The organism is Kitasatospora sp. NPDC057738 (assembly GCF_042798815.1).
GTDB lineage: Bacteria > Actinomycetota > Actinomycetes > Streptomycetales > Streptomycetaceae > Kitasatospora > Kitasatospora lactacystinica.
In genome coordinates this window covers 56,079-69,346 of the sequence record NZ_JBHVJT010000053.1, presented here as the reverse complement: position 1 = coordinate 69,346, position 13,268 = coordinate 56,079, and the positions used below count along the sequence as shown (strand labels likewise).

Annotated in this window: 12 protein-coding genes and 1 tRNA gene; 7 read left to right on the top strand and 6 right to left on the bottom strand. The window is 71.4% G+C overall.

Annotated features, from left to right (window positions below; all coding sequences use genetic code 11):
* Nucleotides 1–100: 100 nt before the first annotated feature.
* The 4 genes from ACFVGO_RS26620 to ACFVGO_RS26605 all read right to left on the bottom strand — a co-directional run bounded on the left by ACFVGO_RS26620 (nt 101) and on the right by ACFVGO_RS26605 (nt 5,794).
* Nucleotides 101–1,387 (bottom strand): LLM class flavin-dependent oxidoreductase, encoded by a 1,287-nt coding sequence (locus ACFVGO_RS26620; protein WP_380634443.1) that lies wholly within the window; start codon nt 1,385–1,387, stop codon nt 101–103.
* Nucleotides 1,384–2,439 carry an LLM class flavin-dependent oxidoreductase gene (locus ACFVGO_RS26615; protein ID WP_380634441.1) on the bottom strand — a complete coding sequence of 352 codons (1,056 nt, stop codon included), beginning with the start codon at nt 2,437–2,439 and terminating at the stop codon, nt 1,384–1,386. The genes ACFVGO_RS26620 and ACFVGO_RS26615 overlap by 4 nt, the downstream gene beginning before the upstream one ends.
* A gap of 401 nt (nt 2,440–2,840) precedes the next feature.
* Nucleotides 2,841–4,118 carry a PTS transporter subunit EIIC gene (locus ACFVGO_RS26610; RefSeq protein ID WP_359915207.1) on the bottom strand — a complete coding sequence of 426 codons (1,278 nt, stop codon included), beginning with the start codon at nt 4,116–4,118 and terminating at the stop codon, nt 2,841–2,843.
* Between the two features lie 386 nt (nt 4,119–4,504).
* Nucleotides 4,505–5,794 (bottom strand): PTS transporter subunit EIIC, encoded by a 1,290-nt coding sequence (locus ACFVGO_RS26605; RefSeq protein WP_359915205.1) that lies wholly within the window; start codon nt 5,792–5,794, stop codon nt 4,505–4,507.
* Between the two features lie 402 nt (nt 5,795–6,196).
* On the opposite strand from ACFVGO_RS26605, the gene ACFVGO_RS26600 reads away from it, so the two are divergent.
* The 4 genes from ACFVGO_RS26600 (at nt 6,197) to rdgB (ending at nt 8,570) form a co-directional block, all read left to right on the top strand.
* Entirely contained in the window at nt 6,197–6,430 is a 234-nt protein-coding gene (locus ACFVGO_RS26600; protein ID WP_063349220.1) for a glucose PTS transporter subunit EIIB, read from the top strand.
* Between the two features lie 140 nt (nt 6,431–6,570).
* Complete coding sequence (gene rph, locus ACFVGO_RS26595) at nt 6,571–7,296, top strand: ribonuclease PH (RefSeq protein WP_359915203.1); 726 nt, start codon at nt 6,571–6,573, stop codon at nt 7,294–7,296.
* A gap of 247 nt (nt 7,297–7,543) precedes the next feature.
* Nucleotides 7,544–7,933, top strand: a complete 390-nt coding sequence (locus tag ACFVGO_RS26590; protein WP_359915201.1) for a hypothetical protein — start codon at nt 7,544–7,546, stop codon at nt 7,931–7,933.
* A 31-nt stretch (nt 7,934–7,964) separates the two neighbouring features.
* Nucleotides 7,965–8,570 carry an RdgB/HAM1 family non-canonical purine NTP pyrophosphatase gene (gene rdgB, locus ACFVGO_RS26585; RefSeq protein WP_359915199.1) on the top strand — a complete coding sequence of 202 codons (606 nt, stop codon included), beginning with the start codon at nt 7,965–7,967 and terminating at the stop codon, nt 8,568–8,570.
* Nucleotides 8,571–8,643: 73 nt separating this feature from the next.
* Here the strand turns inward: rdgB and ACFVGO_RS26580 are convergent.
* Nucleotides 8,644–8,727 (bottom strand) — tRNA-Leu (locus ACFVGO_RS26580).
* A gap of 500 nt (nt 8,728–9,227) precedes the next feature.
* Here ACFVGO_RS26580 and ACFVGO_RS26575 point away from each other — a divergent pair.
* Complete coding sequence (locus ACFVGO_RS26575; RefSeq protein ID WP_380356844.1) at nt 9,228–11,561, top strand: chitinase C-terminal domain-containing protein; 2,334 nt, start codon at nt 9,228–9,230, stop codon at nt 11,559–11,561.
* A 96-nt stretch (nt 11,562–11,657) separates the two neighbouring features.
* Here ACFVGO_RS26575 and bcp read toward each other — a convergent pair whose 3' ends face one another.
* The gene (gene bcp, locus ACFVGO_RS26570) at nt 11,658–12,131 is read right to left on the bottom strand and encodes a thioredoxin-dependent thiol peroxidase (protein WP_359915197.1); all 474 of its coding nucleotides are present in this window, start codon (nt 12,129–12,131) and stop codon (nt 11,658–11,660) included.
* A gap of 166 nt (nt 12,132–12,297) precedes the next feature.
* Between bcp and ACFVGO_RS26565 the strand changes: the two genes are divergently transcribed.
* Nucleotides 12,298–12,639, top strand: a complete 342-nt coding sequence (locus tag ACFVGO_RS26565; protein ID WP_359915195.1) for a DUF3618 domain-containing protein — start codon at nt 12,298–12,300, stop codon at nt 12,637–12,639.
* A gap of 184 nt (nt 12,640–12,823) precedes the next feature.
* Nucleotides 12,824–13,126, top strand: coding sequence for a co-chaperone GroES (locus ACFVGO_RS26560; RefSeq protein WP_079136310.1), 303 nt, complete (start codon nt 12,824–12,826; stop codon nt 13,124–13,126).
* Nucleotides 13,127–13,268 lie beyond the last annotated feature (142 nt).

Sequence of the window (13,268 nt, the reverse complement as noted above, 5' to 3'; positions counted from 1 at the left end):
CCCCACGCCCTTGCCACTGGCGTCGGTCACGGCCACCCGGGGGCCCACCCGGTGGCGGGAGGCCGGCCGGGTGGCCCACCGGGTGCCGGGCGACGGATCGTCAGCGCCGCCCGGGCGCCGGCAGTCCGAGGTGGTCCCGCAGGGTGGGGCCGGTGTAGTCGGTGCGGAACACCCCGCGCTCCTGGAGCAGCGGTACGACCCGGTCGACGAACTCGTCCAGCCCGCCCGGGGTGAGGTGCGGGACGAGGATGAAGCCGTCGGCCGCGTCGTTCTGCACGAAGTGGTCGATCTGCGCCGCGACGGTGGCGGGCGAGCCGATGAAGGACTGCCGGCCGGTCAGCTCGATCACCAGTTCGCGGCTGGTCAGCTTCTTCTCCGCGGCCACCGCCCGCCACCGTTCGGCGAGGGCCACCGGGTCGGCGTGCCGGACCCGCCCCTGGACCAGGCCGCTGTCCGGGTCGGGGTCGACGGTCGGCAGCGGTCCGTCGGGGTCGTGGTCGGACAGGTCGACGCCCCAGACCTGCTCCAGGAAGGCGATCGTGGTCTGCGGGCCGACCTGGGCCCGGCGGATCCCGTGGGCCCGTTCGGCCGCCTCGGCGTCGGTGTCGCCGAGGACGAAGGTGACCCCGGGCATGATCTTCAGCTCGTCCGGCTTGCGCCCGTACGCGGCGAGCCGGCGCTTGACGTCGGCGTGGAAGGCCTGGCCGTCGGCGAGGGTGGAGTGCCGGGAGAAGACCACGTCGGCGGTGGCGGCGGCGAACTCGCGCCCCTCGTCGGAGTCCCCGGCCTGGATCACCACCGGGTGGCCCTGCGGCGGCCGAGGCAGCGAGAGCCTGCCCTCGACCTCGAACTGCGGGCCGCGGTGCCGGGCGGGTTCGTCCCCGGCGTCCCAGAACTCCCGTGCCAGCTGGACGAATTCGGCGGCGCGGGTGTAGCGGTCGGCGCGGTCCAGGTAGCCGCCGCGGCGGAAGTTCTCCCCGGTGAAGGCGTCCGAGGAGGTGACCACGTTCCAGGCCGCGCGGCCGCCGGAGAGGTGGTCCAGCGAGGCGAAGCGGCGGGCCAGTTCGTACGGCTCGTTGAAGGTCGCGTTGACGGTGGCGGCCAGGCCGAGCCGTTCGGTGACGGCGGCGAGCGCGTTCAGCACGGTGATCGACTCGGGGCGGCCGACCACGTCGAGGTCGTGGATGAGCCCCTTGGTCTCGCGCAGCCGCAGGCCCTCGGCGAGGAAGAAGAAGTCGAACTTCCCGCGTTCGGCGGTCTGCGCGAGGTGGCGGAACGAGGAGAACTCGATGTGGCTGCCGGAGGCCGGGTCGCTCCACACCGTGGTGTTGTTGACGCCGGGGAAGTGCGCGGCCAGGTGGATCTGCTTGAGCGGTCGGTCCGTCATCGGGTCACCTCGGCGAGGGCGGGGGAAGCGGCGGGGGCGCCGGCGGGGCGGGCGGCGTAGCGGCTGGCCGGGCGGGCCAGGCCGAGGTGGTCGCGCAGGGTGCGGCCGGTGTACTCGGCGCGCAGCAGGCCCGCGGCGCGCAGGGCGGGGGCGATCCGGTCGGCCAGTGCCGCCAGGTCGCGCGGCGGGTCGGCGGGGGAGAGGTGGAAGCCGTCCACGCCGGTGCCGGTCGCGGTGAGTTCGGCGAGCAGCCGCTCGTCGGCGGCCCGGTTGGGCAGGGCGGACAGGGCGGTGTCGAGCCGGGCGAGGATGCGCAGGCCCTCCCCGGCGCGCAGCCGCAGTTCGGTGGCGGCGGTCAGCCTGGTGGCGCGGTCGGGGGCGTCGAGCAGCACGACGTCGGCGTGCCGGATCGCGGCGGCGGTCCGGGCCCGCCCGCCCGGGGAGGCGTCCGGCGCGAGGTCAGCGGCGGCGACCGGTACCGCGACCACCGGGCGGCCCTGCGGCGGGCGCGGGGTGATGGACGGGCCGCGGACCGAGAAGTGCGGGCCCTCGAAGTCGATGTAGTGCAGTTTGTCGCGGTCGATGAACCGCCCGGTCGCGGTGTCGCGGATCTCCGCGTCGTCCTCCCAGCTGTCCCAGAGCCGGGCGGCCACCTCGACGGCGTCGGCGGCCTCGGCCCACAGCTCGTCCTCGGCGGCGACCGGTCGGCGGCCGAAGGCCCGGGCCTCGGCCTCGGTCGTGGAGACGCCGACCAGCCAGCCGGCCCGGCCCTCGCTCGCCCAGTCCAGGGTGTTGACCGAGATCGAGGTGTGGAAGGGCTCGGTGTGGGTGGTGGTGACGGTCGGCACCAGTCCGACCCGGTCGGTCAGCGGGGCGATCCGGGCGAGGGCGGCGAGCGCGTCGGGGCGGCTCGGTGCGGCGGCGAAGGAGTCGTCGAGGGTGACGAAGTCCAGGGTGGCCCGCTCGGCGAGGCGGGCGAGGTAGGCGTAGTGCCCGGCGTCGAAGCGGCCGGGGCTGTCGAGGGCGGCGGACAGGTGCAACTGGCGGGGCATGGTGAGCCTGACTTCCTCGTGCGGACGCGTGCGGGCGCCGGCGCGGCCGTGCGGGGAGCACGGGAGCGCGGGGGCACGCCGGAGCGCGGTGGCGGCCCGCGGGCGGAGCCCGTGCGGGCGGGGGGAAGGTCCGGCGCCGGGCGGGACGTCAGCCGGGCGGCGGCGGGGGAACGGTCAGCTCAGCCGCGACACGCCGCGGACCACACGCGACCGAAGTCGATGTGGCTGCGGGTGACCAGCGGGCACGAGGCGTTCACCGCTTCAGTTGACCAGGGCGTCCGTCGGTTCGTCAACCGCCGTTTCCGTCGGCCCGCGGTGCCCGGGCACGCCGAAGGCCCCGCCCCGCCGCTGGGGGAGCAGCGGCGGGGCGGGGCCTTCGGGGCGGGGCGGTGACGCGGGCGTCAGGCCTTGGTGACGTCCTCGATCTCGTCGTCGTCCTCGCGACCGGGGGTCTTGAGGTCGAACTTGGCGATCGCGAAGCGGAAGAGGAAGTAGTAGACCGCGGCGAAGACCAGGCCGATCGGGATGATCATCCACGGGTCGGTGGCCTTGTTCCAGGCCAGCGCGTAGTCGATCAGGCCGCCGGAGAAGGTGAAGCCGTCGTGCACGCCGAGCGCCCAGGTGACGGTCATCGAGACGGCGGTGAGCAGCGCGTGGATGACGTACAGGACCGGGGCGATGAAGACGAAGGCGAACTCGATCGGCTCGGTGACACCGGTGACGAAGGAGGTCAGGGCCAGCGAGACCATCATGCCGGTGACGGCCTTGCGGCGGTGCGGCTTGGCGGCGTGGGCGATGGCCAGCGCGGCGGCGGGCAGCGCGAACATCATGATCGGGTAGAAGCCCGACATGAACTGTCCGGCGGTCGGGTCACCGGCGAAGAAGCGGGTCAGGTCGCCGTGCACGACGGTGCCGTCGGGCTTGGTGAAGTCACCGGTCTGGAACCAGGCGAAGGAGTTCACGAACTGGTGCATGCCGACCGGCAGCAGACCGCGGTTGACCAGGCCGAAGGCGCCCGCACCGAACGCGCCGGCACCGATCAGGCTGTCGTTCAGGCTCTTGACGGCGTCGCCGATCGGGCCCCAGGCCAGACCGAAGAAGACGCCGACGGCGGTGCCGACGAAGGCCATCATGATCGGGACCAGGCGGCGGCCGTTGAAGAAGCCGAGCCAGTCGACCAGCTTGGTGCGGTGGTACTTCTGCCACAGCACCGCGGCCAGCAGACCGATCACGATGCCGCCGAGCACGCCCGGGTCCTGGTAGACCGGCTTGATCCACTTGTCGCCGTCGACATGGCCCTCGGAGACCGGGAACGCGGTGAGGACGTTCTTGTAGACCAGGAAGCCGACCAGCGCGGCGAGGGCCGTGGAGCCGTCCGCCTTCTTGGCGAAGCCGATCGCGATGCCCACCGCGAAGAGCAGCGCCAGGTTGGAGAAGACGCCGTCGCCGGCGGTGGCGAAGACCGAGGCGACCTTGTTCCAGCCGAGGCCGTCCTTGCCGAACACGTCGTCCTGGCCGAGACGCATCAGCAGACCGGCGGCGGGGAGCACCGCGATGGGCAGCTGGAGGCTGCGGCCGATCTTCTGCAGACCCTGGAGGAGGTTCTGGCCGAACTTCTTGGCGGGGCTTGGCGTGGCCGGAGCCGTAGCGGGCGCCGGTGCCTGCTCAGACTGACTCATGGGGGTGGGTTCCTAACGGCATGGCGGTCGGTCGGGGGACGGCACAGGGGGCCAACCGCGAACTGGTCTACACCACACGTGGTGTAGACCAGTTTTGTAGCACGGGCGGAGAAGCCGAGGAACCCCGGAAAGCGGTGCAGCCGGGAAGCGCTATGAAATCGAAACCTACTTACCGAATGGCGATCATGGTATCCACCGCGATCGGTATTTTGGCCGACCGCGCAACAAAATCGATTTTGGCTAATCGCGCAACAAAAGCACAGCCTGCTCCGGTGGGCCCTGCCAGGCGCGTTGGGCCGGGGCGACCGGGCTTTCCGAAATGCCGAAGACCCCCGGACCGTCGGGTCCGGGGGCCATTGCGGGGATAACCCCGGTGATGCTCGGGTTCAGGCCTTGGTGACGTCCTCGACCTGGTCGTCGTCCTCCCGCCCGGGTGTTTTCAGGTTGAATTTGACGATGATGAACCGGAAGAGCGCGTAGTACACGGCGGCGAAGCAGAGGCCGATCGGGATGATCAGCCACGGTTTGGTGGCCAGTCCCCAGTTGATCGCGTAGTCGATCAGGCCGGCCGAGAAGCTGAACCCGTCGTGCACCCCGAGGCCCCAGGTCACCGCCATCGAGGCGCCGGTCAGCAGCGCGTGCACGGCGTACAGGGCGGGGGCGAGGTAGGCGAAGGAGTACTCGATCGGTTCGGTGACGCCCGTCACGAAGGAGGTCAGGCCGACCGAGAGCATCAGGCCGTAGATCTCCTTGCGCCGGTGCGGCTTCGCCGAGTGCGCCATCGCGAGGGCGGCGGCCGGCAGCGCGAACATCATGATCGGGAAGAAGCCGGACTGGAACTGGCCGGCCGTCGGGTCGCCCGCCAGGAAGCGCGGGATGTCGCCGTGCACGATCGTGCCGTCCGCCTTGACGAACTCGCCGAACTGGAACCAGACGAAGGTGTTCAGCAGCTGGTGCATGCCGATCAGCAGCAGGGCGCGGTTGAAGACGCCGAAGATGCCGGCGCCGGCCGCGCCCAGGTCGGCGAGGGTCTGCGAGAAGTCGTTCAGGCCGCGGCCGATCGGCGGCCAGACCCAGATCGCCACCACGGCGGTCAGCATGCCGACCAGGGCGGTGATCATCGGAACCAGGCGGCGGCCGTTGAAGAAGCCGAGCCAGTCGACCAGCCTGGTGCGGTGGAAGCGGACCCACAGCCAGGCCGACATCAGGCCGATCAGGATGCCGCCCAGCACGCCCGGGTTCTGGTACGTCGCGGCCGCCGCCTTCGCCGAGGTGTAGTCCACGCACTGGTCGCTGACCAGCACCGTCGGCGGCTGGCAGTGCTCCGGGAAGGCGTGCAGGACCCGGAAGTAGACCAGGAAGCCGACCACGGCGGCCAGCGCCGTCGAGCCGTCCGCCTTCTTCGCCATGCCGATCGCTACGCCGACGCAGAACAGCATCGGCAGGCCGAAGGCCGAGTCGAGCAGTGCGCCGCCCGCGGCGGCGAAGACCTTCGCGACGTCGTCCCAGCCCAGTCCGTCCTTGCCGAACACGTCCGGCTGGCCGAGCCGGTTGAGGATGCCCGCGGCGGGGAGCACCGCCACCGGGAGCTGCAGGGAGCGTCCCATCTTCTGGAGGCCGCCGTAGAAGGTGTGCCACCACGTGGTCTGCGGGGCCGTGGCGCCTGCCGAACTCATCCTTCGCCCTCCGGGTGCGGTTGCCGACCGGCGGGCCCCTGCGGGACCCTCGGGCGGGGCTCGGGAACACCCGGGGCCGTTACCGCGTTCCTCGGAGTACACATATATTGGTGTAGACCACTTGGAAGCAGGTCGTACTCCGGAGGCGCGAGCCCCGCTGATCGTCATCCTCGGGCGACGATCTGACGCCTGCCCGCCGGAATGGGCCAAAAGTGGACTAACGTGGCGGACCGGACCGGCACGGGTGATGCTGGTCGCGCTGCTCGCCGGCACGACCGCAGCCGAACCCGCGTCAGCCACCGGCACGGACCTCACCGCCCGGCGGTCGAGGGACACCCCAGCACCAGCGCAGGACGGCACCCGGCAGAGCCGCCGAAGGGCCGAGACAGAGGGAGAAACCAGATGGCCAGCAAGGCTGAGAAGATCGTCGCCGGTCTGGGCGGCATCGACAACATCGAAGAGGTCGAGGGCTGCATCACCCGCCTGCGCACCGAGGTCAAGGACGCCTCCCTGGTCAACGAGGCCGCCCTCAAGGCCGCCGGCGCCCACGGCGTCGTGAAGATGGGCACCGCGATCCAGGTCGTCATCGGCACCGACGCCGACCCGATCGCCGCCGACATCGAGGACATGATGTGAGCTGAGCCACCCGGGTTCAGCCCGCCCGGCCCGCCGACCCGCTCAGGGGGACGGCGGGCCGCGGCGCATCCCCGCCGGCTCCCGGACCGGCCCCCGCCGCTTCCCGGACCGGCCCCCCGGAGCGACTACGCTCAGTGCCTATGTCACGCATCGACGGCCGCACCCCCGAACAGCTCCGCCCGATCACCATCGAACGGGGCTGGAGCAAGCACGCCGAAGGCTCCGTCCTCATCTCCTACGGCGACACCAAGGTGCTGTGCACCGCCAGCGTCACCGAGGGCGTGCCCCGCTGGCGCAAGGGCAGCGGCGAGGGCTGGGTCACCGCCGAGTACTCCATGCTCCCGCGCGCCACCAACACCCGCGGCGACCGCGAGGCCGTCAAGGGCCGCATCGGCGGCCGCACCCACGAGATCAGCCGGCTGATCGGCCGTTCGCTGCGCGCCGTCGTGGACCACCGGGCGCTCGCCGAGAACACCATCGTCCTCGACTGCGACGTCCTCCAGGCCGACGGCGGCACCCGCACCGCCGCCATCACCGGCGCGTACGTCGCCCTGGTCGACGCCGTCGCCTGGGCCCGCGACAAGAAGCTGCTGCGCGCCAAGGGCCAGCCGATCACCGGCGGCGTCAGCGCCGTCAGCGTCGGCATCATCGACGGCGTCCCGATGCTCGACCTCCAGTACGAGGAGGACGTGCGCGCCGAGACCGACATGAACATCGTCTGCACCTCCGACGGCCGCTTCGTCGAGGTCCAGGGCACCGCCGAGGGCGCCCCCTTCGACCGCGAGCTGCTCGACCGGCTGCTCGACCTCGGCAGCCTCGGCTGCGCGGAGCTGGACGCGATCCAGCGCAAGGCCCTGGAGGGCTGAACCGGCGCGGGTCCCGCAGCCGTGGACCGGAGTGGACGCACGGTCAGCCCGCGGGCGCGGACGGCCGTTCGGGCCGCGGTGCGGACACGCGTGCGGGCCGCGGGCGAACGGCCCGCCGAACCGGTCGGCCTGCTGTACAGGCCGGGCCCGGAGACCGTACGGTTCCCGCAGCACTCCCGCTGCGGGAACCGCGCACCTCCCGGCGCGCGTCCCCCATCACGGAACCCGCGCCCCACAGGAGGATCGGATGCCGTCGAGCATCGCCCGCCCCGCCGCCCTCGCCGTGGCCGGACTCATCGCGATCCTCCCGCTCAGCATGGTGAGCTGCTCCGCCGCGCAGAAGGCGCTCGACTGCGGCAACACCGCGGTGCGGATCACCGGCGACATCGCCGACGTCACCCAGGCCTACGACAACGCGAGCAACGACGCGGCCGCGGCGGGGAAGGCCCTGCAGAAGCTCAAGAACGACCTCGACCAGGTCGGGAAGAACTCCAAGAACACCGATGTCGCCAAGGCCGTGACCGATCTGCAGAAGCAGGTCGAGAACGTGCAGCGGGCCGCGGACCGCAACGAGGTCCCGGACCTCAAGCCGCTCGGCGCCGCGGCCGGCAACCTCACCTCGGTCTGCACCGGCTGATCGTCCCCGGCCCCTCGGTAGGGTGGGCGATATGTCCACCCGCCTGATTCTCGCCACCCGTAACCAGCACAAGGTCACCGAGCTCCGCGCCATCCTGGCGGACGCCGGCCTGGACGTCGAACTCGTCGGCGCCGACGCCTACCCGGAGATCCCGGACGTCCCCGAGACCGGGGTCACCTTCGCCGAGAACGCCCTGCTCAAGGCGCACGCCCTGGCCCGCGCCACCGGCCTGCCCGCCGTCGCCGACGACTCCGGCCTCTGCGTGGACGTGCTGAACGGCGCTCCCGGCATCTTCTCCGCCCGCTGGTCCGGCAAGCACGGCGACGACACCGCCAACCTCGACCTGCTGCTCGCCCAGCTCTCCGACATCGCCGAGCCGCACCGCGGCGCCCACTTCTTCTGCGCCGCCGCCCTCGCGCTCCCCGACGGCACCGAGCGCGTCGTCGAGGGCCGCCTCCTCGGCACCCTGCGCACCGCCCCGGCCGGCGACGGCGGCTTCGGCTACGACCCGATCCTCCAGCCGCTCGGCGAGACCCGCACCTGCGCCGAACTCACCCCGGCCGAGAAGAACGCCATCAGCCACCGCGGCAAGGCCTTCCGCGCCCTCGCCCCGGTCGTCAAGGACCTGCTGGCCTGACACTCCGTCCGGTGAACGCGTCGAAGGCCCGCCCCGGGATCACCTCGGGGCGGGCCTTCGATTTAAACGCCAGTGCGGCCTGAGGGACTCGAACCCTCACGGGATTTCTCCCATGGGCACCTAAAACCCAGGCGTCTGCCAATTCCGCCAAGGCCGCATGGCGACCAGTCTAGAGCTTCGTCGAGTGTGGGGACAGCGAGTTCGGCCGCCGCCCCGCCGGTGCCGCGTCCCGGTTCGGCGTCCGGCCCGGTCCCCGGTCCGGCCCCGGCCTCGTCCCGGTCGGGGGGCGGCCGCGCGTCTGCCGCGCGCCGGTGCGGGCAGTTCGGCAGCCGGGTCGGCCGGTGCGCGCCGGGAGCGGGTTTCGGCCAGGGGGCTGACCGATTGTCGAGCGGCTCCGACCTGTGATGTTTGGCTTTTGATTACCAATTGGTACAGACCTATTGACCTATGTGGTTCAGACCACATAGCTTCTGCGCCAATTGCAATCCCCCACGTGCGTGCTCCCCCACAGGCACGCGCCGACACTCTCTCCTGGAGGACCGAGTGTTGATCCGAAACACGGCGGAGCGGCGTCCCACCGCCGCCCACCGCCGGAAGAGCCCGGCCGCCCGGGCCGGCGTGGCCTCGCTCGCCGCGGCCTCGCTGGCCGGACTGCTGATGGCGACGCTGGGTGCGGCGCCCTCGCAGGCGTCGGCGGCGGTCGACAACGCGGCCTGTCGGCCGGACGGCCTGTACCAGACCCCCGGGGTGGACGTCCCGTACTGCTCCGTCTACGACACCAGCGGGCGCGAGAAGATGGGCGCCGACCACCAGCGCCGCATCATCGGCTACTTCACCGGCTGGCGCACCGGCAAGAACGGCGACGCGCCGTACCTGGTGAGCGACATCCCCTGGGACAAGGTCACCCACCTCAACTACGCCTTCGGCCACGTCGGCTCCGACAACAAGCTCTCGGTCGGCACCGACGGCCCGACCAACGAGGCCACCGGGATCTCCTTCCCCGGCGTCCCCGGTGCCGAGCTGGACCCGAGCCTGCCGTACAAGGGCCACTTCAACCTGCTGACGAAGTTCAAGAAGCAGTACCCGAACGTCAAGACCATGATGTCGGTGGGCGGTTGGACCGAGACCGGCGGATACTTCGGGGACGACGGCAAGCGCGTCAACTCCGGCGGCTTCTACTCGATGACCGTCAATGCGGACGGCAGCGTCAACCAGGCCGGCATCGACACCTTCGCCGCCTCCTCGGTCGACTTCATCCGCAAGTACGGCTTCAACGGCGTCGACATCGACTACGAGTACCCGACCTCGATGAAGGACGCCGGCAACCCGCTGGACTGGCAGCTCGCCAACGCCAAGCGCGGCTCGCTGGCCAAGGGCTACGCGGCGCTGATGAAGACCCTGCGCGAGAACCTGGACAAGGCCGGCGCCGCCGACGGCAAGCACTACCTGCTGTCGGTCGCCGCCCCGTCCTCCGGCTACCTGCTGCGCGGCATGGAGACCTTCCAGGTGGCCAAGTACCTGGACTACGTCAACATCATGTCGTACGACCTGCACGGCGCCTGGAACAAGTACGTGGGCCCGAACGCCTCGCTGTTCGACGACGGCAAGGACGGCGAGCTGGCCGCCGCCAACGTCTACGGCACCGGGCAGTACGGCGGCATCGGCTACCTGAACGCCGACTGGTCGTACCACTACTTCCGCGGTTCGATGCCCGGCGGCCGGATCAACGTCGGCCTGCCGTACTACTCCCGCGGTTTCAAGAACGTGCAGGGCGGCACCAACGGCCTCTGGGGCACCGCCTCGGCGACCACCTGCCCGGCCGGCTCCGGCCTGACCGCCTGCGGTGACGGCGCGGTCGGCATCGACAACATCTGGAACGACAAGGACGACGCGGGCAAGGAGTCCCCGGCCGGGTCGAACCCGATGTGGCACGCCAAGAACCTGGAGAAGGGCATCCTGCCCGACTACCTGGCCAAGTACGGCGTGTCCGACACCGCGCTGCAGGGCACCTACACCCGCAACTACAGCTCCGCCCTGGTGGCGCCGTGGCTGTGGAACGACACCAAGAAGGTGTTCCTCTCCACCGAGGACGAGCAGTCGGTGGGCGCCAAGGCGGACTACATCGTCAACCAGGGCGCCGGCGGCGCGATGATCTGGGAGCTCGCGGGCGACTACAAGTGGGACGCCGCCGCCAACGGCGGCAAGGGCGAGTACGTCCCCGGTTCGACGCTGACCTCGCTGATGTACGACAAGTTCAAGTCGGCGGCCCCGTACGGCGCGATCCGCTCGACGACCGCGCTGCCGCAGCAGACCCTGCCGATCGACGTGTCGTTCACCAACTTCGCGCTGGGCGACTCGAACTACCCGATCAACCCGAAGCTGCACATCGTCAACAACTCGACGCTGACCCTGCCGGGCGGCACCGAGTTCCAGTTCGACTACGGCAACTCGGCCCCGGGCAACGCCAAGGACCAGTCCGGCTTCGGCCTCCAGGTCATCAAGCAGGACAACCCGGGCCCGGGCAACGTGGGCGGTCTGAAGGGCACCTACAACCGGGTGTCGGTCAAGCTGCCGGGCTGGCAGTCGCTGGCGCCGGGCGCCTCGATCGACATGGACTTCGTCTACTACCTGCCGGTGTCCACGCCCTCCAACTGGACGGTCAACGTGGGCGGCACGCTGTACGGGATCAAGGGCGACCTGACCCGCGGCGCGGTGGACGGCGGCACGCCGACCCCGACCCCGACCCCGTCGCAGACGGCCACCCCGACGCCGACCCCGACGCCCACCGCGACCGGGACGCAGACCCCGACGCCGACCCCGACCTCGGGCGCCTGCACGGCCGCCCCGGGCTGGGACGCGGGCACCACCTACGCGACCCCCACCAAGGTCTCGTGGAAGGGCCACTACTACCAGAACAAGTGGTGGACCAAGGGCGACGACCCCGCGGCCAGCGGCTCGTGGGGCGTCTGGAGCGACCTCGGGACCTGCTGATCAAGCCGGTCCGCTGAGGTGAGGAACGGCGGTGGCGGTGCACCCGGTCGGGGGGTGTGCCGCCACCGCTTCGTCGTTCTCCCGTACCGCGGTCGGTCAGGCGCCGACCTTGAGGTCGCGCAGCAGCTTGGCGACGTGGCCGGTGGCCCGCACGTTGTAGAACGCGTGCTCCACCTTGCCCTGCTCGTCCACGACGATCGTGGAGCGGATCACGCCCAGGTAGGTGCGGCCGTAGTTCTGCTTCTCGCCGAAGGCGCCGTACGCCTCCAGCACCTCCTTGTCCGGGTCGGACAGCAGCGTGACCTTGAGGTTCTCGGCCTCGCGGAACCTGCCGAGCTTCTCCGGCTGGTCCGGGGAGATGCCGATGACGTCGTAGCCGGCGCCCGCGAAGACCTCCAGGTTGTCGGTGAAGTCGCAGGCCTGCTTGGTGCACCCGGGGGTCAGGGCGGCCGGGTAGAAGTAGACGATGACCTTGCGGCCGGCGTGGTCGGCGAGGGACACCTGGTTGCCGTCGGCGTCGGACAGGCTGAAGGCGGGCGCGGTGTCGCCGGGCTGGAGGCGCTCAGACACGGTCGTACTCTCCTGAAGGCTGGGACGGGCGGCTGTACCACGGCAAACTTACCTCCGATGGTGGGTGGGGCCGCGCGGCCGTGTTCGGCAGCTGACACACTGGGTCAGTCGCACCGATCGCACGGATCGGACGGAACGACATCGGCGAGTGAATGGGGTGGCCCGAGTGGGCGAGGCGAGCACGCAGGACAAGTCGGCGCGGACGACCGCCCAGATCGAGGCGGACATCGAGCGGACGCGTGACCGGCTGGCGGGGACCCTCGACGAGCTGGCCGTCCGCGTCCACCCGAGCACCATCTCCGCCCAGGTCAAGGCCAAGGCGGCGGCCGCCGTCGAGGAGCGGGCCGCCCGGGCGTACGTGGCCGCCAGCGGCGTGGTGGAGAAGGTCCGGGCGCAGTTCGTGGACGAGGAGGGGCAGCCGCGCCGGGAGCGGATCGTCCCGGCCGCGCTGGTCGGCGTGGGCCTGGTGCTGCTGGTCGCCTCGGCCCGCAAGCGCCGCAAGGGCTGAGCACCGCGGGACGGAGGGCCGGGCGCGCCGCGTGCCCGGCCTTCCGCGTACCGGGCCAGCGTCACGCCCCGCGCCCGGGGGAGGTACCTTCGGGACCGTGAGTACGAACGACGAAGCGACCCGCTCCGAGTACGCGCAGGAGCCTGCCCGCCACGACCGGCTCGGCGAGAAGCTGCCGATCCGGATGCTGCACGACCGCGTGCTGGTGCGCATCGAGGGCAGCGAGGGCGAGCGCCGCTCGACCGGCGGCATCCTGATCCCGGCCACGGCGGAGCTGTCCAAGCGCTGTACCTGGGCGGAGGCCGTCGCGGTGGGCCAGAGCGTGCGCTCGGTGGAACCGGGGGACCGGGTGCTGTACGACCCGGAGGACAAGCTGGAGGTGGAGGTCCGCGGCGCCACCTACGTGCTGCTGCGCGAGCGCGACCTGCACGCCGTCGCCGCGACCCGTTTCGGCGACACGGAGGGCTCGACCGGGCTGTACCTGTGACGGCCTGATCCGTCCGGTGCCCCGGGGGGTCCCGACCCCGAGCGGGGGACCCCCCTTCCCCCCACGGAGGGGGGGCTGGTCGCCCAAGGCGCCCCCGCATTCTCCGGGGTGTGTGGAGAGACAAAACCTAGGGCCCTCTCAA

Excerpts from the sequence above, each read along its gene's own strand:
- ACFVGO_RS26620 (WP_380634443.1), bottom strand. The coding sequence starts at position 1,387 with ATGACGGACCGACCGCTCAAGCAGATCCACCTGGCCGCGCACTTCCCC.
- ACFVGO_RS26615 (WP_380634441.1), bottom strand. The coding sequence starts at position 2,439 with ATGCCCCGCCAGTTGCACCTGTCCGCCGCCCTCGACAGCCCCGGCCGC.
- ACFVGO_RS26610 (WP_359915207.1), bottom strand. The coding sequence starts at position 4,118 with ATGAGTCAGTCTGAGCAGGCACCGGCGCCCGCTACGGCTCCGGCCACG.
- ACFVGO_RS26605 (WP_359915205.1), bottom strand. The coding sequence starts at position 5,794 with ATGAGTTCGGCAGGCGCCACGGCCCCGCAGACCACGTGGTGGCACACC.
- ACFVGO_RS26600 (WP_063349220.1), top strand. The coding sequence starts at position 6,197 with ATGGCCAGCAAGGCTGAGAAGATCGTCGCCGGTCTGGGCGGCATCGAC.
- rph (WP_359915203.1), top strand. The coding sequence starts at position 6,571 with ATGTCACGCATCGACGGCCGCACCCCCGAACAGCTCCGCCCGATCACC.
- ACFVGO_RS26590 (WP_359915201.1), top strand. The coding sequence starts at position 7,544 with ATGCCGTCGAGCATCGCCCGCCCCGCCGCCCTCGCCGTGGCCGGACTC.
- rdgB (WP_359915199.1), top strand. The coding sequence starts at position 7,965 with ATGTCCACCCGCCTGATTCTCGCCACCCGTAACCAGCACAAGGTCACC.
- ACFVGO_RS26575 (WP_380356844.1), top strand. The coding sequence starts at position 9,228 with ATGGCGACGCTGGGTGCGGCGCCCTCGCAGGCGTCGGCGGCGGTCGAC.
- ACFVGO_RS26560 (WP_079136310.1), top strand. The coding sequence starts at position 12,824 with ATGCTGCACGACCGCGTGCTGGTGCGCATCGAGGGCAGCGAGGGCGAG.